This window comes from Nonomuraea sp. CX421 (genome assembly GCF_059358955.1).
In genome coordinates this window covers 38,855-62,586 of sequence record NZ_JCADBK010000014.1, presented here as the reverse complement: position 1 = coordinate 62,586, position 23,732 = coordinate 38,855, and the positions used below count along the sequence as shown (strand labels likewise).

Annotated in this window: 25 protein-coding genes; 13 read left to right on the top strand and 12 right to left on the bottom strand. The window is 70.7% G+C overall.

Annotated elements, in window-relative coordinates; all coding sequences use genetic code 11:
* The first annotated feature begins 55 nt into the window (after positions 1-55).
* Positions 56-649: a V-type ATP synthase subunit D gene (locus AC5L3X_RS24170; RefSeq protein WP_494859796.1), complete on the top strand. Its 594-nt coding sequence runs from the start codon at positions 56-58 to the stop codon at positions 647-649.
* Here AC5L3X_RS24170 and AC5L3X_RS24165 read toward each other — a convergent pair.
* The gene (locus tag AC5L3X_RS24165; RefSeq protein WP_189122433.1) at positions 632-1,216 is read right to left on the bottom strand and encodes a TetR/AcrR family transcriptional regulator; all 585 of its coding nucleotides are present in this window, start codon (positions 1,214-1,216) and stop codon (positions 632-634) included. The genes AC5L3X_RS24170 and AC5L3X_RS24165 overlap by 18 nt on opposite strands.
* 76 nt (positions 1,217-1,292) lie before the next feature.
* Here AC5L3X_RS24165 and AC5L3X_RS24160 point away from each other — a divergent pair, with 76 nt between their 5' ends.
* The 9 genes from AC5L3X_RS24160 (at position 1,293) to AC5L3X_RS24120 (ending at position 8,564) form a co-directional block, all read left to right on the top strand.
* On the top strand, positions 1,293-1,700 hold the full coding sequence (locus tag AC5L3X_RS24160; protein ID WP_494859795.1) for a VOC family protein: 408 nt from the start codon (positions 1,293-1,295) through the stop codon (positions 1,698-1,700).
* A 138-nt stretch (positions 1,701-1,838) separates the two neighbouring features.
* Positions 1,839-2,750: an ABC transporter ATP-binding protein gene (locus AC5L3X_RS24155; protein ID WP_494859793.1), complete on the top strand. Its 912-nt coding sequence runs from the start codon at positions 1,839-1,841 to the stop codon at positions 2,748-2,750.
* Between the two features lie 11 nt (positions 2,751-2,761).
* A complete protein-coding gene (locus tag AC5L3X_RS24150; protein WP_189122436.1) occupies positions 2,762-3,457 on the top strand; it encodes an ABC transporter permease in 696 nt (231 codons plus the stop codon).
* Positions 3,458-3,460: 3 nt separating this feature from the next.
* Complete coding sequence (locus tag AC5L3X_RS24145) at positions 3,461-4,624, top strand: sensor histidine kinase (RefSeq protein WP_189122437.1); 1,164 nt, start codon at positions 3,461-3,463, stop codon at positions 4,622-4,624.
* Positions 4,617-5,258, top strand: coding sequence for a response regulator (locus tag AC5L3X_RS24140; RefSeq protein ID WP_494859791.1), 642 nt, complete (start codon positions 4,617-4,619; stop codon positions 5,256-5,258). The genes AC5L3X_RS24145 and AC5L3X_RS24140 overlap by 8 nt, the downstream gene beginning before the upstream one ends.
* A 134-nt stretch (positions 5,259-5,392) precedes the next feature.
* Positions 5,393-5,893: a SigE family RNA polymerase sigma factor gene (locus tag AC5L3X_RS24135; RefSeq protein ID WP_494859789.1), complete on the top strand. Its 501-nt coding sequence runs from the start codon at positions 5,393-5,395 to the stop codon at positions 5,891-5,893.
* Between the two features lies 1 nt (position 5,894).
* A complete protein-coding gene (locus tag AC5L3X_RS24130; RefSeq protein ID WP_494859787.1) occupies positions 5,895-6,764 on the top strand; it encodes a hypothetical protein in 870 nt (289 codons plus the stop codon).
* Positions 6,765-6,829: 65 nt separating this feature from the next.
* Positions 6,830-7,390, top strand: a complete 561-nt coding sequence (locus tag AC5L3X_RS24125) for an isochorismatase family protein (protein WP_189122441.1) — start codon at positions 6,830-6,832, stop codon at positions 7,388-7,390.
* Positions 7,391-7,649: 259 nt separating this feature from the next.
* Positions 7,650-8,564, top strand: coding sequence for an LLM class flavin-dependent oxidoreductase (locus tag AC5L3X_RS24120; RefSeq protein WP_189122442.1), 915 nt, complete (start codon positions 7,650-7,652; stop codon positions 8,562-8,564).
* A 41-nt stretch (positions 8,565-8,605) separates the two neighbouring features.
* On the opposite strand, the gene AC5L3X_RS24115 is transcribed toward AC5L3X_RS24120, so the two are convergent.
* The 8 genes from AC5L3X_RS24115 to AC5L3X_RS24080 form a co-directional block, all read right to left on the bottom strand.
* The gene (locus AC5L3X_RS24115; protein WP_494859784.1) at positions 8,606-9,466 is read right to left on the bottom strand and encodes an MOSC domain-containing protein; all 861 of its coding nucleotides are present in this window, start codon (positions 9,464-9,466) and stop codon (positions 8,606-8,608) included.
* 90 nt (positions 9,467-9,556) lie between these two features.
* Positions 9,557-10,327 carry an HAD family hydrolase gene (locus tag AC5L3X_RS24110; protein ID WP_494859783.1) on the bottom strand — a complete coding sequence of 257 codons (771 nt, stop codon included), beginning with the start codon at positions 10,325-10,327 and terminating at the stop codon, positions 9,557-9,559.
* The gene (locus AC5L3X_RS24105) at positions 10,324-11,127 is read right to left on the bottom strand and encodes an inositol monophosphatase family protein (protein ID WP_189122444.1); all 804 of its coding nucleotides are present in this window, start codon (positions 11,125-11,127) and stop codon (positions 10,324-10,326) included. Before AC5L3X_RS24105 ends, AC5L3X_RS24110 begins: the two co-directional genes overlap by 4 nt.
* Positions 11,118-11,882: an HAD family hydrolase gene (locus tag AC5L3X_RS24100; RefSeq protein WP_494859781.1), complete on the bottom strand. Its 765-nt coding sequence runs from the start codon at positions 11,880-11,882 to the stop codon at positions 11,118-11,120. Before AC5L3X_RS24100 ends, AC5L3X_RS24105 begins: the two co-directional genes overlap by 10 nt.
* Positions 11,879-12,976: an ABC transporter ATP-binding protein gene (locus AC5L3X_RS24095; RefSeq protein WP_494859779.1), complete on the bottom strand. Its 1,098-nt coding sequence runs from the start codon at positions 12,974-12,976 to the stop codon at positions 11,879-11,881. The genes AC5L3X_RS24100 and AC5L3X_RS24095 overlap by 4 nt, the downstream gene beginning before the upstream one ends.
* Positions 12,977-14,803 (bottom strand): ABC transporter permease, encoded by a 1,827-nt coding sequence (locus AC5L3X_RS24090; RefSeq protein WP_494859777.1) that lies wholly within the window; start codon positions 14,801-14,803, stop codon positions 12,977-12,979.
* A gap of 53 nt (positions 14,804-14,856) precedes the next feature.
* Complete coding sequence (locus AC5L3X_RS24085; RefSeq protein WP_494859776.1) at positions 14,857-15,516, bottom strand: DUF47 domain-containing protein; 660 nt, start codon at positions 15,514-15,516, stop codon at positions 14,857-14,859.
* Positions 15,517-15,595: 79 nt separating this feature from the next.
* Positions 15,596-16,228, bottom strand: a complete 633-nt coding sequence (locus AC5L3X_RS24080) for an inorganic phosphate transporter (RefSeq protein ID WP_494859774.1) — start codon at positions 16,226-16,228, stop codon at positions 15,596-15,598.
* 344 nt (positions 16,229-16,572) lie between these two features.
* Here AC5L3X_RS24080 and AC5L3X_RS24075 point away from each other — a divergent pair, with 344 nt between their 5' ends.
* The gene (locus tag AC5L3X_RS24075) at positions 16,573-17,742 is read left to right on the top strand and encodes an ABC transporter substrate-binding protein (protein ID WP_494859772.1); all 1,170 of its coding nucleotides are present in this window, start codon (positions 16,573-16,575) and stop codon (positions 17,740-17,742) included.
* Positions 17,743-17,795: 53 nt separating this feature from the next.
* Entirely contained in the window at positions 17,796-19,073 is a 1,278-nt protein-coding gene (locus AC5L3X_RS24070) for a phytase (protein WP_494859771.1), read from the top strand.
* A gap of 48 nt (positions 19,074-19,121) precedes the next feature.
* Here AC5L3X_RS24070 and AC5L3X_RS24065 read toward each other — a convergent pair whose 3' ends face one another.
* From AC5L3X_RS24065 to AC5L3X_RS24055, 3 genes are all read right to left on the bottom strand, one after another.
* Positions 19,122-20,363, bottom strand: a complete 1,242-nt coding sequence (locus AC5L3X_RS24065) for an MFS transporter (protein WP_494859769.1) — start codon at positions 20,361-20,363, stop codon at positions 19,122-19,124.
* Positions 20,357-21,445, bottom strand: coding sequence for a PLP-dependent cysteine synthase family protein (locus AC5L3X_RS24060; protein WP_494859768.1), 1,089 nt, complete (start codon positions 21,443-21,445; stop codon positions 20,357-20,359). The genes AC5L3X_RS24065 and AC5L3X_RS24060 overlap by 7 nt, the downstream gene beginning before the upstream one ends.
* Before the next feature lie 109 nt (positions 21,446-21,554).
* Positions 21,555-21,974, bottom strand: coding sequence for a hypothetical protein (locus AC5L3X_RS24055; RefSeq protein ID WP_494859767.1), 420 nt, complete (start codon positions 21,972-21,974; stop codon positions 21,555-21,557).
* Between the two features lie 252 nt (positions 21,975-22,226).
* On the opposite strand from AC5L3X_RS24055, the gene AC5L3X_RS24050 reads away from it, so the two are divergent.
* Entirely contained in the window at positions 22,227-23,582 is a 1,356-nt protein-coding gene (locus AC5L3X_RS24050; RefSeq protein ID WP_494859766.1) for an aminotransferase class V-fold PLP-dependent enzyme, read from the top strand.
* Positions 23,583-23,732 lie beyond the last annotated feature (150 nt).

The following is a 23,732-nucleotide window of genomic DNA, read 5'->3' as shown; positions in this document are numbered from 1 at the left end:
GCGGGATACGAGGGAGAGTCATGAGACTGCGGATCCCGCCTGGCCGGGCGGGGCGATGTGGCTGCGTCGCCGCCTGCCCGCGGTCCGGCACGGGCTCGACGTGCTCGACAAGAAGCTGTGGATCTTGCGGCGGGAGCAGGACCGGCTCGCCCGGAACGCGGCACGGACCGAGGCGGAGTGGTCCGCCGCGTGCCGGGCGGCCGACGAATGGCTCCGCCGCGTGACCCGGCTCGGTGGCCGGCGGGCGGTGCGCCTGGCGGCCGGCGACGACCTCGCCGAGGTGCACGTGCACTGGGCCGACGCCGTGGGGACGGGCTATCCGGCGCGGGTCTCGTGCGCGTTCCCCGAACCGGGCGCGGCGGCTCCCCTCCCGGTCACCACCGCGCTCGTTCCCGCCGAGGACGCCTACCGTGCCGCCCTGCGCGCCGGGCTGGAGCACGCGATCGCCGCGGAAGCCGTACGCGTCGTGGCGGCCGAGGTCGCCTCCACCAACCGCAGGATCCGCGCCCTCAGACACCGCCTGCTTCCCCTGCTGGAGCAGGCGCTGGCCGCCGTCGAACTGTCGCTGGACGAGATGGAACGAGCCGACATCGACCGCGCGCGCCGGATCGGCGGCTCCGGACCAGGGACGTCAGGGCGCGCGCAGTGACTCCAGCAGGCGAGACAGCGCCGCGAGTGTGGCGGTCAGGTCGCCGGGGGCGGCGGTCTGGGCCAGCCACAGGGCCGCTTCGTTCATCGCTCCCGACAGCAGGTGGGTCAGCGGCGCGATCGGCTGGTCGGGGATCGTGCCGCTCTCGACGAGGTCGGTGAGCGCCTCGGCCAGGTGTTTGGCGGAGGCGCCCTCGTCCATCGCCCGCCAGTCGTTCCAGCCGAGCACCGCCGGCCCGTCGATCAGCATGATCCGCTGGATCTCGGGGTCGGCGCTCGCGGTCACGAAGGCCGCGCACCCGTCCTTGAACCGGGCCCACGGATCTCCCGCCGCCTCGGCCGCCGCGACCACCCGGCCCGCCACCTCCTGCTGCACCTCGTCCAGGACGGCGCGGAAGAGGTCGGCCTTGCCCTCGAAATGGTGGTAGAGCGCTCCTTTGGTCACTCCGGACTCGCGCACGATCTCCGCCAGACCCACCGCGGCGTAGCCCTTGGCGGCGAACAGGCGCCTGCTCTCGGCGACCAGTGTCCGTCTGGTGCGCTCCCTCTGCTCCGCTCTGGTCACCATGCCCCTCACATTGACATACCGAGAGTACGCGAACTACCGTACCGTCACATACCGATGGTATGTGAAAGGGAGAGTCATGGACCTGACCGGCTTCTATCCGGTGATCTGCACGGCCAAGGTGGCCGAATCGAAGGACTTCTACGTGCGGCTGTTCGCCTTCGAGGTGACGTTCGAAGCCGATTGGTACGTGAGCCTGCGCCGCGGCTCCCACGAGCTGGCGCTGCTCGACCACACTCATCAGACGTTGCCGCAGGCCTACCGGCGGCCGGTCGCGGGACTGCTGCTCAACGTCGAGGTGGCCGACGTCGACGCCGAGTGGGAGCGCCTGGTCGTCGGCGAGGGGCTGACTCCGGAGCTGCCGCTGCGCGACGAGGACTTCGGCCAGCGGCACTTCATCGTGCCGGACCCCAACGGCGTGCTGATCGACGTCATCACGCCGATCGCCCCATCCGAGGAGTACGCCGCGCAGTACACCGCCACCTGAAACGGCCGGCTGCCGTGTACCGGAAAACTCGCGTACCCGGCATCAACCGATCGGTGGATTCCAGGGTCAGCCGCGTACCGGGAGGAACCTGGCTGACGGGCCGATTCGCCCGAGGAGTGGGCGCAAGATGCTTGAGCCATGGCAGTCATCGAGGTCACCGACCTGCGCAAGCGGTACAGAGAGCTGACGGTTCTGGACGGGGTGTCGTTCTCCGTGGAGGAGGGCGAGATCTTCGGCATCCTCGGGCCCAACGGCGCCGGCAAGACCACCGCCGTCGAGTGTGTGGAAGGACTGCGCCGGCCCGATGCCGGGTCGGTCAGGGTGCTGGGGTTGGATCCGGTCAAGGATGGGCGGGAGCTGCGGGAGCGGATCGGGGTGCAGCTCCAGCACACGCAGTTGCCGGAGAACATCAAGGTGTGGGAGGCGCTGGACCTCTACGCCTCCTTCTACGCCAGGCCGCGCGACTGGAGGCGGTTGCTGGAGGAGTGGGGGCTGGCCGACAAGCGCGACGCCCGGTTCGGGAAGCTGTCGGGGGGGCAGAAGCAGCGGTTGTTCATCGCCCTGGCGCTGGTCGGCGATCCGCGGGTGGCCTTTCTCGACGAGCTGACCACGGGGCTCGACCCGCAGGCCCGCCGTACGACCTGGGAGCTGATCAAGCAGGTTCGTGCGAGCGGTGTGACGGTGGTGCTGGTCAGCCATTTCATGGACGAGGTGGAGGAGCTCTGCGACCGGGTCGCCGTCTTCGACGGTGGCCGGGTCGTCGCGATCGACACCCCGGACGGGTTGATCGGCGGGGGCGACGCCGAGCATCACATGAGGTTCACGCTGGTGAGCGGTGACCTGGTCGAGCTGGGGGAGCTGCCCGGCGTGACCGGGGTGAGCAGGACCGGAAACCGGGTGGTCGTCACGGGCCGCGGTGATTTCGCCACGACCGTCACCGCGTCGCTCGCCCGGCACCACATCCTGGTCAGCGATCTGCGCATCGACAAGCGCACCCTCGACGACGCCTTCGTCGCCCTGACCGGCCGTTCGTTCGACCCCAACCACTGACGGAGACAATCATGACCAAGCTGGCCATCGTCGAGTTGAAGCTGCTGACCAGGGAGCCGGGCGCGATGTTCTCGCTGCTCATCCCGCTGTTCATCCTGGTGGTCTTCGGGAGCTCCCTCGAACCGGGTGACACCGTGCTGCTGCCGATGGCGCTGGCCATCGCCGTGGGGCTCGTGGGGCTCTACCTGCTGCCGACCACTCTGGCCACCTATCGCGAGCGGGGCATCCTGCGCCGGCTCTCCGCCACCCCAGTGCGTCCGGCGAACATGCTGGTGGTGCAGTTGCTCCTGCAGCTCGTGCTGGCGGTGGTCGCCTGTGGCCTGCTGATGACCGTCGCGGGCACCATGCTGGGGGCTCACCTGCCCTCCCGGGGGTTGCTGGTCGCGGTGGCGTTCCTGCTCGGTACGGCGGCGATGTTCGCCATCGGGCTGCTCATCGCGGCTCTGGCTCCGAACGGGCGGACCGCCAACGGGTGGGGTGTCCTGCTGTACTTTCCGATGGCCTTCCTCGCCGGGCTGATGCAGCCCAAGGACCAGATGCCGGTTATCTTGGCCACTGTCGGCGAATACACTCCTTTGGGCGCTTTCCGGCAGAGCTTGCAGGATGTCTGGGCGGGGGGCGCGCCTGATCCGCTGCTCCTGATGGTGCTGGCCGCGTACGCGCTGGTCATCAGCATCGCCGCAGCCCGGTTCTTCCGCTGGGAGTGAAGCATGACGGGGCGGCTCGACCGGTGGGAACGGCTTCTGCAACGCCAGATGGCGGCGGCTCCGTACGTCCTGCTGATGATCTCCACGGTGTTGGCCCTCCTCACCGACGGCTGGTCGTGGGTGCCCGTCGCTCTGGCCGGGATGGCCGCCGCCTGGATCTGGCTGGTGCCGCGAGGCGCGGTCTACGTGGCCGGGCTCGTGGTGGTGATCGGAGTGCTCTGTACGCAGGGGGTGTGGTTCGCCGCTTTCTTCGGTTTCACCGGCTACCTTCACTCGTGGCAGTACCTGAAGGGGATGTGGCGGTTCGTCGGAGTGACCGCCACGGCGGCGATCAGTGTCGCGGCCTACAACGATGGGCCGCCCGACCTGACCCCTTCCGGGATCCTCACCTATCTGCTCTTCACCGTCGCCATCGTGGCCGTGGTCGGCCTGTTCAGCTTCGTCGGCGAGATCACCGCCGAGCGCAGCGACGAGCGGACCCGAATGGTGGCGCAACTCGAGGAGGCGATGCGGGAGAACGCCGGTCTCCATGCCCAGTTGCTGCTCCAGGCGCGGGAGGCGGGCGTGCTGGACGAGCGGCAGCGCATGGCGGGGGAGATCCACGACACCCTCGCGCAGGGCCTGACCGGCATCATCACCCAACTCCAGGCGGCCAGGCAGGCCGACGACTGGCAGCGGTACGTGGACAACGCCGTACGGCTGGCGCGGGAGAGCCTGGCCGAGGCCCGGCGCTCCGTCCACGCGGTCGGGCCCGGCGAGCTGGAGTCGGCGCCGCTGCCCGAGGCGCTGCGCGAGGTCGTGGCCCGGTGGAGCGAGCTCAACGAGGTGCGGGCTGACTTCACCACGACTGGTACGGTCCGTCCCATGCATCCCGAGGTGGAGGAGACACTGCTCCGCACGGCGCAGGAGGCCCTGGCCAACGCGGCCAAGCACGCGGGCCCGTCGCGGGTCGGGCTGACCCTGTCGTACATGGAGGATGTGGTCACCCTGGACGTACGCGACGACGGCGCCGGATTCGACCCCGAGCGCGTCCGCGACGGTGGCGGCTTCGGGCTGGCCTCGATGCGCAAGCGGGTGAACCGCCTGGCGGGCACGCTGGCGATCGAGTCAGAGCCGGGCGGCGGCACCGCGATCTCCGCCAGTGTTCCGGCGGTGACGCGTGGCTGAACGTCCGATCCGGTTGCTGATCGCCGACGACCATCCCATCGTCCGCGACGGCATCCGCGGCATGTTCGCCAGCGACCCGGGCTTCGAGGTGCTCGCCGAAGCCGCCGACGGCGCGCAGGCCGTCGACCTGGCCCGGGCACTGGACCCGGACGTGATCCTCATGGACCTTCGCATGCCGAACATGGACGGTGTCACGGCCATCAGGGAGCTCGCCCGGCTCGGGATCACCGCCCGGGTCCTCGTCCTCACCACGTACGACACCGACAAGGACGTCCTGCCCGCCGTCGAGGCCGGGGCCACCGGCTACCTGCTCAAGGACACCCAGCGCGACGACCTCGTCCGAGCCGTCCGTACGGCTGCGCGGGGCGAGGCCGTGCTCTCCCCGTCGGTCGCGACCCGCCTGCTCGGGCAGGTGCGCGCGCCGGCCGAGCCGCTGAGCGCGCGGGAGTTGGAGATCCTGGACCTTGTCGCCCAGGGCACCACCAACCGCGAAGTGGCCGCACGGCTGTTCATCAGCGAGGCCACGGTCAAGTCGCACCTGCTGCACATCTACACGAAACTCGGCGTCAACGACCGGGCGGCGGCCGTCGCCGTCGCCTTCCGGCGCGGGCTGCTCGACCTGGAGCGTGACTGACCGGGTAGGGCGCCACGCGATCCCGCGGCAGCCCGCTCGGGCGTCGTCCGGCTGATGATCGGCGAGTCCGAGATCGACGCCATAGATCCACGGGCTTGTCCGCATCTAAGCGGATGAGACCCGAGGAGAACCTTGTGCACCCCGACCAGCATCGAGATTTCACCGAGTTCGTCGCCACCCGCTCCGACAGTCTGATCAGGCTCGCCTACGTCCTGACCAATGACCAGCACACCGCCGAGGACCTGCTGCAGACGGCGCTGACCAAGACCGCCGCGCACTGGCGACGGATCCGCGACAGTCCTGAGGCGTACGTGCGCCAGGTCATGTACCGCGACCAGGTCGGTCGCTGGCGAAGTCCGCGCTGGGGCCGTGAACGCGTGGTCCAGACGCCCCCCGAAAGCGTCTCGCAGGACCGGACCGGTGAGGTCGATACGCGCCTCACCCTGGCCCAGGCGCTGCGTTCCCTGCCCGCGCGTAAGTGGGCGGTCCTGGTGTTGCGCTACTACGAGGACCTCCCGGAGTCCGAGGTCGCCAAGATCATGGGCTGCTCGGTGGGGACCGTGCGCAGCCAGACCCACCAAGCCGTCGCCCGGTTGCGCGAGCTGGTCGGCGAGACCATCACCCTGGAGGCCTGAGATGACCGTCGACGAACAGCGGATCGCCGGAGAGCTGCGACTGATGGCCGAGGAGGCGGGACCCGTGGACGCGCTCGCCTACGTCAGGCGGGCACGGGCCGGCTCGATCCGCCGACGGCGCCTGTCGTGGTCGATCGCCGGACTCGTGGCGGCCGCCTCGGTGGTCGCGGTAGTGGTCACGGGCGCCTTCGGCGGACCCGGCGGGCACACGGCGGCGGGTGTGGCGACGTTGCCGGACAACACCCCTGAGCAACTGCGGGCCGTCCGCGAGTGCATGCCCAAGGGGGGGCCGGTCCACAACATGGACGGCGAGCGGCGCATCTCCGAGCACGGCGCCGTGCGGGACTTCCGGCTGCTGGCGGAGTACCGGGACCAGGGCGGGTCGACCGCTCTGGTCGGCAGCGAGTCCGGCTTCGTCCTTTGTACGCCGACCACGCAGCCCGAGTTCGCGGAGCGTGCGGTGTTCACCTACTGGGGATTCGAGGCCCCGGGGAATCTGCCGGACATCTCAGACGGTCTCCGGGTGGACGCCTACACCGTGCAGACGCATTCGTACGCTGTGGGGCCGGAACGGCTGCAGAGGGATGAGCCCTACCGGGTCGTGGCCGGCCGGGTGACCGCCGAGGTGCGCCGGGTCGAGATCGACTGGGCGGACGGGAGGCGGACGGACGCGCGGGTGAGCAACGGGTTCTTCATCGCCCGGGTGCCCGGGAAGTCGGTCCCGGATCCACGCGGACGCGAGGACGCGCTGGGTGAGCCGCTCACGATTCTGGACTCGCCGCCGGTCACGGTGACCGCGTACGGCACGGGAGGCCAGGTCATGCGGCAGGAGAAGGACGTGGTGTTCGGCCCGCTGGGACGCCAGGAGTGACCGACCCGCTCGTTGTCGGTGGGGCCGTCTACGGTGGGTGGACACCGGATCATCAAGGGGAGACCATGACCACTCTCGAGAACCGCCCCCACACCGCGCTGCTCGTGGTCGATGTGCAGAACGCCGTCGTCGAGGGCGCCTACGAGCGCGACGCGGTCGTGGCCAACATCGGCAGCCTGGTCGAGACGGCACGGCGCGAAGGGGTTCCGGTCGTCTGGGTGCAGCACTTCGACGAGGAGCTCGTGAGAGGGAGCGTCGAATGGCGGATCGTTCCCGAGTTGGCTCCGGGCGACGCCGAGCCGCTCGTCGAGAAGTCCTACGGCGACTCCTTCGAGGACACCACCCTGGAGACCGTCCTGTCGGGCCTCGGGGTCGGCCGGCTCGTCGTCGCCGGAGCGGAGACCGACGCGTGCATCCGATCGACGCTGCATGGCGCGTTCACCAGGGGATACGACGCGATCCTGGTTGGCGACGCCCACACGGCCCAGGACAAGACGGCGTGGGGGGCGCCGCCGGTGGAGCAGGTCATCGCGCACACCAACCTCTACTGGCGTTTCCAGGCGGCACCGGGGCGGACGGCCGGGACGGTCGAGACCAAGGAGGTCGACTTCGGCGGCACCTCCTGACCGCCGTGCCGCACGGCCGGCGGCAAACGGCCGTGCGGTACAGCGGTCGGGCCTGCCGCACGGTCGGCGGCGACGACCGGGGGCACAACGGTCAGGACCTGCGACCCGGCCGGCGGCAACGGCCGGTCTTGGTCACGCGGTCGGGGCCGACCCTCGGGCGCGCCCGGGCCCCGACCCGCACGTTGACCTCAACCTGGCTTGAGGTCGCGCGCTGTGCCCATGTTGACCTCAACCTGGCTTGAGGTCGCATGCTGTGCCCATGGAGAGCTTCGAGATCGGCGTCATCCTGCCTGGCATCGCCGTCCAACGTCGCGATGGCATCGACCTGCGAGAGGCCGCTCGGCATGCCGAAGACGCCGGGCTCGACGGTGTGTGGCACGGCGACCATCTGGCGGTCGGCGGGCCGGTGCTCGACGTGTCGATCGCCCTGGCCACCGCCGCCGCGGCCACCGGCCGGGTCAGGATCGGCGCCAGCGTGTTCGTCCCCGCGATCAGGCCCGTCGCCTGGGTCGCCAAGCAGATCGCGACCCTGCAGTATGTGTCCCGCGACCGCCTCGTGCTGGGGGTGGGCTCGGGTGGCGGGCCCGCGCAGTGGGCCGCCGCCGGAGTGCCCTACGGTGAGCGCGGCGGACGCACCGACACCGCTCTTGAGCTGCTTCCCCGACTGCTGGCGGGCGAGAAGACCCGGCTGCGGGACGAGCCGGGCGAGCCGGTCGTCGAGCTGGCGCCCGCCGTGGCGATGCCGCCGGTGTGGGTGGGCAACGCCTCCGGCGTGGCGATCCAGCGGGCGGCGCGGCTGGCGGACGGCTGGTTCCCCTCCCTGATCTCCCCCGCCGAGGTCGCCAAGGGCGGGGCGCGGCTCGCCGAGCTGGCCGCCGAGCACGGCCGGCCCGCGCCGGTCATCGCGATCGGAGGTGCCGGCGCTCTGGGATCCGGGCCGGGTCTGCCGTCCCGGGAGGAGATCGCCTCGGGCATCGCGAGTGCCTATGGTCGCCCGCTGGAGGAGGTCACCGAGATCCCGCTCACCGGTCATCCGGAGAAGGCGGCCGAGAGGCTGGCCGCCTACCGCGACGCCGGGGCGCGGCACGCGGTCATCGGGATCTCGGGCGGTGACTGGCGGGCTCAGGTCGATCTGCTGGCGGAGGTCCGGAGCCTGCTCCACCGGTCGACCTGAGCACTTCACCGGGAGATCCGCCCGCGCGGCAGGGGTGTGACTCACGGCGCCTGGAGCTCCGGCTCGCCCCAGGACTCGACGACGACCTCGTCGCCGACGGCGAGCTTGCCGGTCCGTACGACGGAGAGTTTCACGCCGAACGCGACCCCGCCGCCGGCGGTGCGGCGATAGGTGGCGAGGGTGCGGATGGGCTCCGGCCCCACCTTGCCGCCGCTCTCCTGGTCGACCATGGTGACGGCGCACCGGATGGCGAGCTTGGCGTACCCGAGCCCGGTGTCGCCGATGCGCAGCCGCCGGACCAGGTCCTCCTGGTGCGGTCGGGTCCACCCGCCGACGACGATGTTGGGACGGAAGCGGGCCATCGGCAGCGCCGCGTCACCGTCGGCGAGCCGCTGGTTGAGCAGGGCGAGTGTCGCCTCGGAGACGAGGTGCACCGCGCCGCTGTCGGCGTAGCCGGGCCTGCCCGGGATCCAGCCGCCGGTCACCCGATCGTGCTCGGGCGGCACCCGTACCAGCCTGCTCGGCACGCCCAGCACGTCGGACAGCCACTCGGCCGCGGCCCGCCCCTGGTCGATCCCCTTGTACGGGTCGCCGAACATCAGCACGTCGCGCCGGGCGCCACGCACGTCCACCTGGACGGTCAGCGCCTCGAAGCCCGGCGCCCGGAGCGTGAGCCGGTCGCCCTCCGCGTCGGTCGTGGGGCGGATGGTGGCGAGTCGCGGATCGCGTCGCTGGCTGCGGAACACGCCGTCGTCGCCGGTCACCATGAAGCTGCGGTCGTGCGCGAGGCCGGCCGCCGTCACGAGCGTCTCGGTCACCGGGATGCCGGCGCATCCCTTGACGGGATAGGAGATCAGGTCGGTGACGACGGCCGTCGCTCCACCGGGCGGGTCGGGGTGCATGGCTTGCACCTTAGAGAGCCGACCGGCGCCGGAACCAGGAACTGAGCCGGTATCTGACGCGATCTCGTCAGATTCGACCCCATGACGGGACTACGACAGGGCCAGCTCCACCAGGTCGGCGACGGCGCCGTCCGCGCAGGCGCCGACGACGACGTCGGACGCGGCCCGGACGTCGGGATGGCCGTCCCCGACCGCGACCCCGAGCCCGGCGGTTTCGAGCATGTCGAGGTCGTTGGGGTTGTCGCCGATGGCGGCGACCTGCGTCAGCGGCACGCCCCGGGACCGGGCCAGCTCGCGCAGCGCCGCGCCCTTGGTCGCGCCCGGGGGCAGCACCTCCAGATAGGTGGCCTCGGATCGGACGAGGGTCGTCTGCGGGATGTCCAGGCTGGGCAGGGGAGCTCCGATCAGCATGCACTTGGTGATCTCGCCGGGCGGCAGGCTGGACCAGTCGCCCGGATGCCGCAGCCGGATCCCGTCACGCTGGGCGAAACGCCGCAGCTCCGGCACGTCGTGCGTGGCCAGGGCCTCCCCACCGGAGAACGCCACCGGATGGACGCCGTGTGGAAGCTCGTCGAACAGGCCGAGGAGTGACTTCCAGGCGGCCGGGGGCAGGTGGTGCGAGCGCAGCACGGAACCGGTGCCGAGGTCGACGGTCCGGGCGCCGTTGTAGAGGATCGCCTCCCCGGACAGGCCCAGCTCGTCGTAGAAGGGACGGGCCGACGCCTCCATCCGTCCGGTCGCGATGAACACCTCTCCGCCCGCCGCGAGGAAGCGGCGCAGCGCCCGGCGGCTGGCGGGCACCATGACCAGATCGCGTCCGACGAGGGTCCCGTCCAGATCGGTGACGATCCAGCGGATCACGAGGCGCTCCGCACCGTGGCGACCTCGGCCATCACGGACCCCGCGAGGTCGAAGCCGCCCACGCAGGCCAGATAGCCGCCGGGCGTGAAGACGCTGCCGGACAGCGGGATGTAGACGCCTCCGGCCTGTTCGACCAGCAGCGAGCCGGCCGCCACGTCCCAGGGGTTGACGTGCGTGCCGTACGCGACGTCGGACCAGCCGGCCGCGACGTGCGCCAGTTTCAGAGCCGCGCTCCCGGGACGGCGCGTGCTGGCGAAGGCGTTGACCATCCGGCCGAACCTGCGCAGGGCCGCGTCGCCCTCCGCGGCGAGATCGCGCGGGGTGGGATAGCTCGACAGCAGCACCGCCTCCCGATCCACGCGCGCGCCCCGGCTGCGGATCGGCTCCCCGTTGCAGCGGGCGCCGTCGAGCGAGGCGGTGAACTCGTCGTCGCGGACCGGGTCGTAGACGACGCCGGCCACCACCGCGCCGTCCACCGCCACCCCGATCGAGGTGCAGAAGAACGGCAGGCCGGCGGCGAAGTTCGCGGTGCCGTCGATGGGGTCGACGTACCAGCGGAGGTCGCCCTCGCCCCGCACCCCGTCCTCCTCGCCCTCCACCACGCTGCCGGGGCACAGGCGGGTCAGGACCTCCCGGATGCGCTCCTCGGCCGCCCTGTCGTGCTCGGTCACGGGGTCGTGGAAGTCGCGCTTGGTCTGGACGGCGGGCCGGGACCGGAAGGCGTCCCTCAGCTGGTCGCCGACCGATCGGGCCGCTTCGGACGCGATGGCCGCCAGCTCACGCGAGCCGTTCAGGTCCATGTCTCCTCCAGGAGGTTCAGAAGGCCGCGCGGATCCTCGACGGTCGCCTGAGGGCTCTGCCGTACCTTGTAAGGGATCTTGTCCGTGCTCCGGGAGACCATCAGGACGGTGGCTCCCACCTGGGCGCGGGCCCCGCAGACCACGTCCCGGTCGTAGTTGTCGCCGACGTACCAGGTGTCGGCGGGATCGACGCCGAGGGCCCGGCAGGCGATCCAGATCATCTCCGGATTGGGCTTGCGGACGCCGACCTCGTCGCTGTAGACCTGCACCGCCACCTGACGGTCGAGGCCGGTGCGGGCGAGATAGTCACGGTGGACGGCTCCGCAGAGGGCGTTGCTGACGACCCCGGGTGTGACACCGCGCGACCAGCACGCCGCCAGGAGCTCCTCCATGCCGGGGCGGGTCTTGCGGTCGCCGCGCAACTCGCCCATCCGCGCGCACAGTGGTGTCGCCTCGGCGATCACCAGCGCCCGCGCCTGCTCCGGCCAGTCTCCGGCCACGAAGTCGGCCCAGAACCGGCGGTGCGTCATCTCCTCGGGGGCGAACTGCCTGGAGGTCGAGTCCTTCCAGTACGTGTCGGCGCGGGCGCCCGCCCGGATGTCGCTCTCGACCTCCTCGACGGTGAGACCGTGGAAGCCGGCCCTGCCGAGGCGGTCGTGCACCTCGCTGGCGAGCTCCGCCCCCCACGACGGGCGCTTCACGCTCTCCACCATCACGCCGCCGAAGTCGAGGAGCAGCGCCGTCGGCCGGATCACGCGCCGACCTTCGTCCTGTCCCAGGACGAGATCCGGTCGCCGCCCTCGCCGAACAGGTGCATCTGGTCGGTCCAGCAGGTCAGCGTGTCGCCGGGCTCGGCTTCGACCGGCGTGTACGACAGCGCGTACAGCTCGGCGTCCAGGATGCGCAGCCGTACGGTCCATGAGGAGCCGGCCGGTAACACGGCCTCGACCAGCGCCTCCTCGGACCAGGCGGCATCGGGCGGCGGGTCGAGGCGCAGTGCCTCCGGCCGGATGCCGATGCCGGCGGGAGCGCATCCGGCGGCGCGGGACTCGACGAAGCGCAGCAGTGAGCCGGCCAGTCCCGTGGGGGCGGCGCCGACGTCGACGATCGCCATCGGCGGGCTGCCGACGAACTCGGCGACGAACCGGTTGGCGGGCCTGGCGTACAACTCCATCGGAGCGGCCAGTTGCTGCAGCTCGCCCTCGTTCATGACCGCGATGTCGGTGGCCATGGTGAGGGCCTCCAACTGGTCGTGCGTGACGAAGACGATGGTCGCGCCGGACTCGTCGTGAATGCGCTTGAGCTCGGCCCGCATCTCCAGGCGGAGGCGGGCGTCGAGGTTGGACAGCGGCTCGTCGAGCAGTAGCACCGTGGGGTTGATCGCGAGCATCCTGGCCAGCGCGACCCGCTGCTGCTGCCCGCCGGACAGCTGGGAGGGGTAGCGCTCCATGGCGGCGTCGACGTGCACCATCTTCAGCGCGGCGGCAGCCCTGGCCCGCCGCTCGGGGGCGGGCACCTTGCGCATGCGCAGCCCGAACTCGACGTTCTCGCGCACGGACAGGTGTGGCCAGAGGGCGTAGTTCTGGAAGACCAGCCCCATGTCGCGCTTCTCCGGCGGCACGTAGAGGCCGCGCTCGACGGAGTCGAGGATCCGGTCGCCGACGGCGATGGTGCCCGCGCTGGGCTGTTCGAGACCGGCGATCATGCGCAGCGTGGTGGTCTTGCCGCAGCCGGAGGGGCCGAGCAGGCACATGAACGCGCCGTCGGGCACGGTCAGGTCGAGGTTCTTCACGGCGTGGTCGCCACCGCCGTAGCTCTTGGCGACTCCGCTCAGGGTGATGTTCGGCATCTATCCTCCAAGGCCGGACGCCAGGCTGCTCTTGGTCAGCCGCTGGGTCAGGTAGGTCATGGTGAAGGAGACCAAGGCGATCACGAGCACGACCGCGTTGGCGAGCTGGGTGTATCCGTAGTCCACGAGGCCGATCGACAGGGTGGTGAGCAGCTCCGTGCCGGTGGTGGTCAGCATGATCACGATGCTGAGCTCCTTGAGCCCGGAGATGAAGGGCAGCACGATCCCGGTGACGAGCGCCCCCTTCTGGATCGGGAAGATGATCCGCCGCATCCGCTGCCACCAGGAGGCGCCGGCGATCTGCGCGGCCTCCTCCGGCTCGCGGCCGAGCTGCATCATCGCCGCGATGCCCGAGCGCGAGCTGTACGGCAGGTGCGTCACGGCCATCACCAGGATGAGCAGGAACGTCGTCCCGTACAACGCGGGGACAGGCCCCCTGGCGACGGCGAACAGCGACAGCGAGGCGGCCGCGAACGCGATGCCGGGGATGAGGTACGGCAGGAAGGAGACCTGCCGGAGGAACTCGGCGATGCGCGGCGCGGTCCCGCGCACCACCACGTAACCGACCAGCAGCCCGCACAACGCGCAGATCAGCGAGGCCAGGCCGACGATGCGGAGCGAGTTCCAGGCGGCGGTCCACAGCTCCGAGCCGCGGAAGACGCCGTGCGGGAAGCCGACCGCTCCGGGCAGCCGTTCGGCCAGCCAGAAGTCGAGGGTGAACGTCGACAGGTCCAACGGCGTACGGGTGACCGTCGACAGCAGCAGCGTCAACACCGGGACCAGCACGCTCAGGGCGAAGACCATCAGGCCGAGCCCGAAGGCGGGCCAGCGCCAGCGGCGCAGGTCGCCCAGCCGGTCCATCGCGCCCTTGCCGCCCACGGTGACGAACCGGCGGTGCTCGCGCATCAGCCTGCTGTCGGTGAAGACGATCAGAATGCCGATGATCACGATGACGGTGGCCAGCACGGAGGCCACTCCGGTGCTGCGGTCCCGGATCGACTGGTAGAGCCCCGTCGACAGCACCCGGAAGTCGGCCGGCAGGCCGAGGACGTAGGGCGTGCCGAACGTGCCGAGAACGCGGCCGATCACCAGCAGCACGGCCGAGGAGATCGCCGGAAGCATCAGGGGCGCCACGATCCTCCGGATCACGGTCCGCTGCGGGGCGCCGAGGACGCGGGCGGAGTCCTCCAGTTGCGCGTCGATGCGGCGCAGCGCGTTTCCGACCAGGAGCAGGACGAACGGGTAGTAGTGCAGCCCCAGGGTGATGATGATCGGCACCGCGCCGTACGCGAGCCAGTCGGGTGTCCGGATGCCCTGGGCCTGCAGGAATCCGACCTGGCCGCCGGCGCGCTCGTTCTTGAACAGCGACAGCCAGGCCAGCGAGAACGTCCACGACGGCAGCATGTACGGCACCACCAGCGCACCGGCGAGCCACTTGCGTCCCGGCACGTTGGTCCTGGTCACCAGCCAGGCCATGCCGCCACCGACGACCACCGCGAACACCACGGTGCCCACGGCGACGACCAGCGTGTTGAGCAACGGCTCCCAGAACAGCAGGCCGCTGATCTGCGAGCGGAACACCCGCCACAGGTAGTAGCCGGTCCATTCGCCCGGCTGTTGCCCGGCGTGCACGTCGTCGCCGTACTGCAGCCGGAACGCGTCCGACACCACCGCGACCAACGGCGCCACGACGAGGTAGGCGAGCAGGGCGACGAGGATCAGGCCGAGTGCCGCGGTGGGGTCGTGGCGCAACACCCGGAGCCGGTAGATCAGTCTGCGCCGTCTCCGTGGGGGCGGCGGCGTCTCCGCCTTGGTGAGAAGAGCCATCGGTACTTCCTTCGGGGGGTCACGAGGAGCGCCGCGAGGCCGCGGTCGTTCGCTCAGTGGCTTCGTTTGAGCATCGCGTCGGCGAGCGCGTCGGCGGCCTCGCCCAGCCGCCGGCCCACGGCGTCAAGGCGTGACAGCAGCTCACGCTCGCGCAGGGTGTCCATCTCCAGTGATCCGGCGAACAGTTCGGTGAGCCTGGTCTGGTGGAGCTGGCGGACCCGGCTGCAGGCCTTGCGGGTGGCCAGCACGGCCACGGTGACCGAACCGGGATCGTCGATCATCTTGACCACGGCTTTCCCCAGCTCGTCGAGGCCGTCGATCACCGCCCGCAGCGGCTCGGCCGCGAACGTGAGGTCGCCGGGCCCGAACAGGTCGGTCTCCCGGACGTAGTCGCGCAGGTGGTCCAGCACGTCGTCGACCGAGCGGGAGAGGCGGAACAGGTCCTCCCTGTCGATGGGGGGCACGAGCACGCGCCGCAGCACCCGCACGAGTTCGGCCCGCGCCGCGTCGCCCTCGTGCTCGATCTCCGTCATCCGGAGACGGGCGGCCGAGCGCTCGACGGCGCCGGACGAGGTCGAGCGGGCGAGCACGGCGCCCGCCCGTACGACGGTGATCTGGGCACGGACCAGGCCGACGATCCGCCGGCCTGATCCGCCGCGCAGGTCGTCCCAGGCTCGGGCGATCCGCCGGAGGCGGCCGTCGGAACTCCTCACAGCAGCCTCAGCGCGAGCCCGGCCAGGCAGCCCAGCGCCATCGACGACGGCAGCGTGAGCAGCCAGGCCGTACCCACGTTCACGACTCCCTGCCATCGCACCCTCCTGGCTCCTTCGCTGGCCGCCACGCCGACGACCCCGGCCCGTCGCGGTCGACGCCGTGGGCGACGCTCACCACCGCGAGCATCTTCTGGCCGTCGTTCACCGCGTAGGCCACGCACTGGGCGGCGTAGGCCAGCAGATGGGCGCCGAGCAGGAGCCATGGCATCCGGCGATGCGAGGGCACCCGGCGTGACACGGCTCCCAGCAGGTAGCCCAGGACCAGGCCGACCAGGGGTGCGCCGGCACCGATCGCCAGCACGGCGCCCAGGGCCGGCCAGGAGACCGGGAGGCCGGCGCCGAGCCCCGCTCCGCTGATGCCGCCGATGACCGCGAGCGTCAGACTGGTCGGCAGCCCTCTGCCGCTCAGGACCGCGACCACGACCACGACCACCGCGATCAGCACTCCGGACAGGAACGCCACCGCGCCGCCGGCCGTCCCCAGCCCCGCCAGCCGCTCGGTGAAGGTCCGCGCGACTGTCATGCCCAGCACGTACGGCCCGGCGAAGAGCACGACCGCGAGCAGCGCCGCGACGGTCCAGCCCGGGGAGTGGGGGAACCTGAGGCCGAGACCGATGAGGGTGGCTCCGTCGTTGGCCCCGCTGATCAGCACGAAGAGGATCGCAGCCGCTCCGAACGCTAGGGGCCACCCCATCACGGACGGAGCCGCTGATCGCGCATGATGTCTCCTTGTCCAGGTGCCTCAGTTCTAGATGAACATCAGATGAACGTCAATGATTTGTCCAGACATAAGGACGACAAGTTCAATTTCAGGGATGAGGTGGGCGGTGGGCAGGGGCTTTGTCCGCTGAGCGGCGCCCGGACTCAATCCAGGTAGGTAAGTATGTCTTGACAAAATATTCACAGGACGTTCATCGTTGGGCGCACTGCGGTGCCCACTCGGGGCTCTGGGCGACGCACACCATCTCCCCGAGAAGCAAGAGGAGTGACGCCATCGTGAGGCGTTCCCGCAATCTCATCTCCGTGTCGCTGCTGGCCCTCGCCGTCGCCGCCTGCGCACCCTCCACGAGCGCCGTCGCCCCCTCGGAGAACCCGGCGGCCAAGCCGCTGCCCAGCGCCTCCCTCGATGCGGACTTCGACCTGGACACGCTGATCGCGGCCGCGAAGAAGGAGGGCAGGCTCCTGGTCTACGACTCCAGCGGCGACATCGAGGAGGTGGCCAAGGCGTTCACCGCCAAGTACGGCATCGCGATGGAAGGGGTGAAGTCCGACACCCCGCAGACGGCCGAGAAGATGACCAGGGAGCACGCCGCGGACAACGTCACCATCGACGCGGCGATGTACGAGGACGGAGGAGTGCTGGTCGGCCAGCTGATCCCGCAGGGGGTGGCGCGGACCTGGGTGCCCGCCGACCTCAAGGAGCAGATCCCGGCCGACGACCAGAACCCGCTGCTGGCGCTGTCGAAGGCCACGATCTTCGCCTACAACACCAAGCTGTCGCCCGGCGGCTGCCCCGTGAAGAACATCTGGGACCTCACCGAGAAGGAATGGGCCGGCAAGCTGGTCATGCAGGACCCCCTGGGGAAGCCGACCGTGCTGTCGTTCTTCACCCAGCTCGACGCGCACGGCGGCCAGGCGCTGGAGCAGGCCTACCAGGCGAAGTACGGCAAGCCGCTGGAGACCAAGGAGAAGAGCGCGGCCTACGAGTGGGTCAAGCGGATGGCGGCCAACAAGCCGGTGCTGACCGGGTCCGACGAGGACATCTCCGCCGCGGTCGGCGCGCCGAGCAGCACCGACGCCAAGATCGGCTTCATGTCGATCTCGAAGTTCCGCAACAACCAGGACAAGGGATACGCCCAGTCGACCTGCGCGGGCCTGGTGCCGTTCGCCGGCTTCAGCTATCCCAAGTACGTGGCGATCGCCGCCAAGTCGAAGCATCCGAACGCGGCCAAGCTGTACGTCCACTTCATCATGACCGAGGAGGGCGTCAAGCACGAGATCGGAGAGGGCGGCATCTCCGGCAACAGCACGGTAAAGCCGCTGGTCGTCCCCGAGGGGCTGACCGACTGGCAGGGCCAGCTCTTCCACACCGATCCCAGGGGGCTGCTCGGCGACCTCCAGAACCGTCAGACGGTCTCCGACTTCTGGCGCGTCAACCACGGGTGAGCCGAGCGGTTCGGTTCAGACAGATGACCCCACCCCCCAACCGAGGAGACGCAATGCTCCCTCTGCCCAGGACAGTCCTGGCGACCATGGTGTTCGCCCTGGCAGGAGTGCTGGCCACACCCGCATCGGGACAGTCCATCGCCACCGTGACCCCGGAGGTGGAGACGCCCGCGCTGTTCGACGACGAAGCGGGCGGCTACGCCAACGGCGACGATCCGGCCATCTGGCTCCACCCGACCAGGTCCCGCCGCAGCGTGGTGATCGCCACGGCGAAGGAGGGCGGCCTCTACGTCTATGGTCTCGACGGCGTCCAGCGCCAGCATCTCGCGGCCCCCGCGGCACCGGGCCCCGACGACGAGGCCGGGCGGTTCAACAACGTCGACGTCACCTACGGCTTCAACGCGCGCGACCTGGCGATCGTCTCCGACCGTGGCCGGGACCAGATCCGGTTCTACGCCATCGACGGCAACGGCGCCCTCACCGACGTGACCGACCCCGCTGTGCCGTTCGTCTTCAACACCAGCCAGGAGCAGGTCAACGACCAGGAGACGGCGTACGGCCTGGCCGCCTGGAAGGACTCCACCGGGACGTACGCGCTCGTCAGCCGCCGGCACAAGACCTCGATCGCCCTGGTCAAGCTCGTCGCCAGGCCGGCCGGCAAGGTCGGCTACCAGGTCGTCAGGACCCTGACCCTGCCCGCGTCGTTCACCCTGCCGAACGGCCGGACCTGGACCCCGTGCATGGAGCCCGACGAGCTCGCGCAGGTCGAGGGCATGGTCGTCGACCTGCAGACCGACGTGCTCTACGCCGCCCAGGAGGACGTCGGCGTCTGGCGGATGCGGGCCGACCTCACCGGCCCGCCCGTGCTCTTCGACAAGGTCCGTGAGTTCGGCGTGCCCGGCACGTACGACCCCGAGACCGAGGAGTGCACGCCCGGCGCCGACCCCGGCTTCGGTGGCCGGCACCTGACGGCCGACGCCGAGGGCCTCACCATCTACTACCGCGACGACCGCAAGGGCTACCTGCTGGCGTCCAGCCAGGGTGACAGCACCTTCGCCGTCTACCGCAAGGAGGGTGCCAACGCCTACCTCGGCCAGTTCCGCGTCGGGGAGCGCGGCGGCGTCGACGGCGTCGAGCACAGCGACGGCTCGACCGTGCTGAACGTGCCGTTGGGCGACTTCGACGAAGGCGTGTTCATCGCGCACGACGGTGAGAACACTCCCGCCGTGGCCGACCGGGAGAACACGAACTTCAAGTTCACCAAGTGGGACGCCATCGCCGACGAGCTGGATTTGGACGTGGACACCGACGGCTGGGACCCCCGCGACTGACCCATGACGGGACGCCCGGCGGAGAGCACCCCGCCGGGCGTTTCCGGGTCACGAGGTGGCCGTCACCCGACCGGCCCCGGCCAGGCGGTCGCGCCGCTCCAGGCGCCGGACGGCTCCCGCCGAGGCCAGGCCGGCCACGGCGAGGAGCGCCCATGGCAGGCCGGGCCAGCCGGAGCCGCGGGCCACGTCCACCAGGGCGCCGGCCACCAGGTTGCCGGCCAGGATGCCCACACCGGACAGCAGGTTGTAGAGCCCGTAGTAGGTGCCGACCAGCCGGTCTCCCGCCATGTCGGCGATCAACGCCATCTCGAACGGGAAGGCCATCAGGGTGCCCATCGTGAGCAGGACCGCGCATCCGGCCACGGGCGCCATGGCCCACGGGGCGGGCAGGGGCAGGTGCGCCGCCAGCGCCATCGGCAGGAACGCCAGCCCCATGAGCCCCAGGCCCCGCGTGATCGCCTGACCCCTGGTCCAGCGGGCGGCGCACCACGCGGTCAGGCGTACCTGCCCGGCGATGCCGAGCAGCGCCGAGATCACGTAGAGCGCCGTCACGCCCCACTCGCCGCCGCCGACGCGCTGCACCTCCAGCGGCAGCCCGAGGTACATCTGGTACGACAGCCCGTACGAGGCGATCATCGCCGCCGCGAAGGAGACGAACGCCCGGTCGCCGAACGCCTGCCGCCAGTCCCGCGACACCGGCTGCCCGGCCGCCACGCCGCGCCCGCTGGGCAGGTACCTCCACTGGAGCACGGTCAGCGCCGCGAAGATCGCCGCGGCCGACAGGCAGACGACGGTGAACCCGGTGCCCAGGAGAAGCACGCCGACGATCGGGCCGAGCAGGATGCCGCCCTGGTAGAACGCGCTGAACACGGCGAACGCGGCCACCTTGCGCTCGCCCGCCTCGCGGGCCAGGCAGGCACGTGCCGCCGGGTTGAACAGCGCCCCGGCCAGGCCCGTCAGCACCGCCGCGAGGATGAGCACCGGCAGCGAGGTCGTCAGCCCGAACAGCGCGAAGCCGACCGTGCGCAGCGCGCACCCCGCCATGATCATCGGCTTGGGCCCGAGCCGGTCCGACAGGGTGCCGCCGACCAGGAACAGGCCCTGCTGGCTGAGGTTGCGCAGTCCCAGGACCAGCCCGATCGCCCACGTCGCCAGGCCCGCGCCCGCGGCCAGATGCTGGGCGAGATACGGCATGAGCATGTAGAAGCCGAGGTTGATGCCGACCTGGTTGATCTGCAGCACCTGGACGGACCGGTCGAAGGAGCGGAACTCCCGCAGCGTGCTCAGCACCGACCGGCCTCCAGCGGGTCGACCACGTTGACGCAGCGGGTCCAGCGGCGCGCCTCGCGCTCGGTGGGCGTCTCCATCAGGTCGGGCTCGTCCTCGGGCACGGTCCCGAGCAGGGAGTTGGCCTGGCAGTAGTCGTCGTCGTAGATCGTGTTCCAGTATCTCCACGGCCCGTCGGGGAAGACGGCCACGATCTGCCGGTCGGCCGGGCCGGTGCGGGCCAGCCAGCCGGCCACCAGCGCGACCGCCCCGGTGCTCCAGCCGCCGGAGACGTAGTGCCGGGCGGCCAGGGCGCGGCAGGTGTGCACGGCCTCGCCCGCGTTGACCCAGTGCACCTCGTCGAAGGCGTCGTAGGCGACGTTGCGCGGGTAGATGCTGCTGCCGAGGCCGCGCATCAGCCGCGGCCGGGCCGGCTGGCCGAAGATGGTCGAGCCGACCGTGTCGACGCCCACCAGCTTCAGGTGCGGAAAGTGCTGGTAGAGCACCTGGGAGATGCCCGCACTGTGTCCGCCGGTGCCGACCGAGCAGACCAGCACGTCGATCCGGGCGAGCTGGCCGAGCAGTTCGTGGGCCAGCCCGGCGTAGCCGCCGACGTTGTCGGGGTTGTGATACTGGTCAGGGCAGTAGGCGTCGGGGAGGCGGCTCATCAGCTCCGCCACGCGCAGCCGGCGGGCCTCCTGCCAGCCGCCCGCCGGGTGCGGCCGGGGCACCGTCTCCAGTTGCGCGCCGTACGACGTCAGCAGCCGGCACATGAGCGGCTCCATGCCGGGGTCGGTCACCAGGACCACCGGGTGGCCGAAGACGATGCCGGCCAGGGCCAGGCCGAGGCCGAGCGTGCCGCTGGTGGACTCGACGATCGTGCCGCCCGGTTTGAGCTCGCCCCGGGCGCGGGCCTGGCGGATCATGTGCAGGGCCGGGCGGTCCTTGATGCCGCCCGGGTTGAACCCCTCCAGCTTGGCCCAGAAGCCCCGGCCCTCCTGGGCGTCGGGTTCGCGGATGTGGGTCAGCGGCGTGTTGCCGACGGTGAGGCCGAGTGACGGATACGCGGCACAGGCCGCCTGTGCCGCCGAGTAGCGCGGTGTCATTTGCTGCAATCCCCGATGTGGTGGACGGAAGCCGGTGTCCGGTCTCCCGTCGTGAATATGGCCGACGCGGTGCCGCCTGCCTTTTATCGCGAAGGCGGCCAACTTTCGGCTATATGCGCATCACGCGGGAATCTGGCGGAATTGTCGGTGGACGATGGGAGTGCTGGTGCGGTGGCCGTACGTTCAGGCGCACGGCGACAGCGGAATGGGCCGTCAGGCTGTCCAGCGTGCCCGGCATGTCCGGAACGGGCGTCATCGCGGTCGCGACGTCGGGCTCCGCGCCATGACGGTGACCCGAGGGCAACTGGCCGTGCGAGCAGGCGTCTCCTCGCAGGCCGTCGGCCCTGGGCGGCTCCGCCGCGTGCTGGGCGTGGCCGGTCTCCGAGATGATCAGCGCCGCGCACGCGCCGCCGTGCGTGAACAGCGCGCAGGTCAGCAGGCACAGGGCGATCAGCGCATTTCCGAACGCCCGGACGAAGGAAAAGGCCGGGTGCCGGAAATGCGGTGATCGGGTGGCGAACACGTCCATGATGATGCCCGTCGGCGAGCGGGAGGCGCGTCCCGAGGATAAAGAACTTCGCCAAGAAAAGACACACTCACCTCTTAATCAACATATTTCAGGATGAAATGGTGTATTTCGTCATTTGATGGCGGCGCTGACGCGGACGCCACGCCCGGAGCCTGCCGATTACCCGGATCGGCACGCCCCGTATGACCACACTGAAAAGCCCCCCGCGCGATGCCCGCCCGGCCGTACGCCGCCGATCCGTTGGGAGATGACATGACCCTGTCCAGGCGCGCGATGGTGGCCGGAGCCGGTGCGACGCTCGCGCTGGGCGCCTCCGGCAGGCGGGCCGCCGCCCAGTCGCCTCGCCTCCCGGCCGCCGTCGCCGAGCCGCCTCGCCTGCCAGTCACCGAGCCGCTTCGCCTGCCGGTCGCCGATCCCGAGCTGGTGGCGCGTGACGAGGCCGTGTGGCGGGAGGTGGCGGGGAGGTTCCGGGTGAGCGCGGACTTCGTCAACCTGGAGAACGGCTACTACGGGATCATGCCCGAGCCGGTGCGACACGCCTACCTTCGCAACGTCGACCGGCTGAACGAGGAGAACTCCCACCTGCTGCGCACCACGTACAAGAACGAGGCCGACCAGATCAGGCGGCGCATCGCGGGCCTGCTCGGTGTCACGGCGGAGGAGATCGCGCTGACCCGTGGCGGCACCGAGGCGCTGCAGAACCTGATCGCCGGTTATCGCGGGCTGCGGCCAGGCGACGCGGTGATGTACGCCGACCTCGACTATCACAGCGCGCAGTACGCGATGAACTGGCTGGCCGGGCGCCGGGGGGTGACGGTCGAGAGGTTCGCCGTCCCCGAGCCGGCGACCCGGCAGGCCGTGCTGGACGCCTACGAGCGGGCCCTGCGCGACCATCCGAAGGTCAGGCTGCTCCTGCTGTCGCACATGAACAACCGCACCGGGCTCGTCACGCCGGTCAAGGAGATCGTCACGATGGCCCGGGGCCACGGGGTGGACGTCATCGTCGACGCCGCCCACTCCTGGGGCCACCTCGACTTCACCATCGCCGATCTGGACGCGGAGTTCGCCGGGTTCTCGCTGCACAAGTGGATGGGCGTCCCCTTGGGGGCCGGATTCCTCTACATCCGCAAGGACCGCCTGGCCGACGTCGACCCCGTCTTCGCCGACGAGACGTACCCGCTCACCGACATCCGCTCCCGGGTCCACTCCGGCACCATGAACGTCGCCCCGATCCTCACCGTCCCCACGGCCCTCGACTTCCACGACGCGCTGGGCGCCCAGGTCAAGCAGGCCCGCCTGCGCTACCTGCGCGATCGCTGGGTGCACCAGGTGCTGGACCTCCCGGGCCTGGAGATCCTCACGCCCGAGGACCCGTCCATGTACGGCGCCCTCACCGCGTTCCGGCTGCGCGGGCACACCAGCGAGGCCGACAACGTGGCCGTCGCCGACCGGCTGATGAGCCACCACCGCGTTTTCACCGTCCGGCGCGGCGGTGTGACCAGGGGAGACTGCGTCCGGGTGACTCCGGCCCTGTTCACCTCGGTGGAGCAGGTGGACCGGCTCGTCGTGGCGCTGCGCGACGTGGCCGGCCGCATGGCGCGAGCCTGAATCCGTTCCCGGAAGAGTGTCAGGCGGGGCCCCGAGCGGGTATGACGAATGGGCACAAAAGGGACGATAATCAGAGAACGGGACGGGTAACCGTACTGCGGGCCTGCTCCACCGTCGTCACCGGCCAGCGAACACCGTGGTCGACGAGAG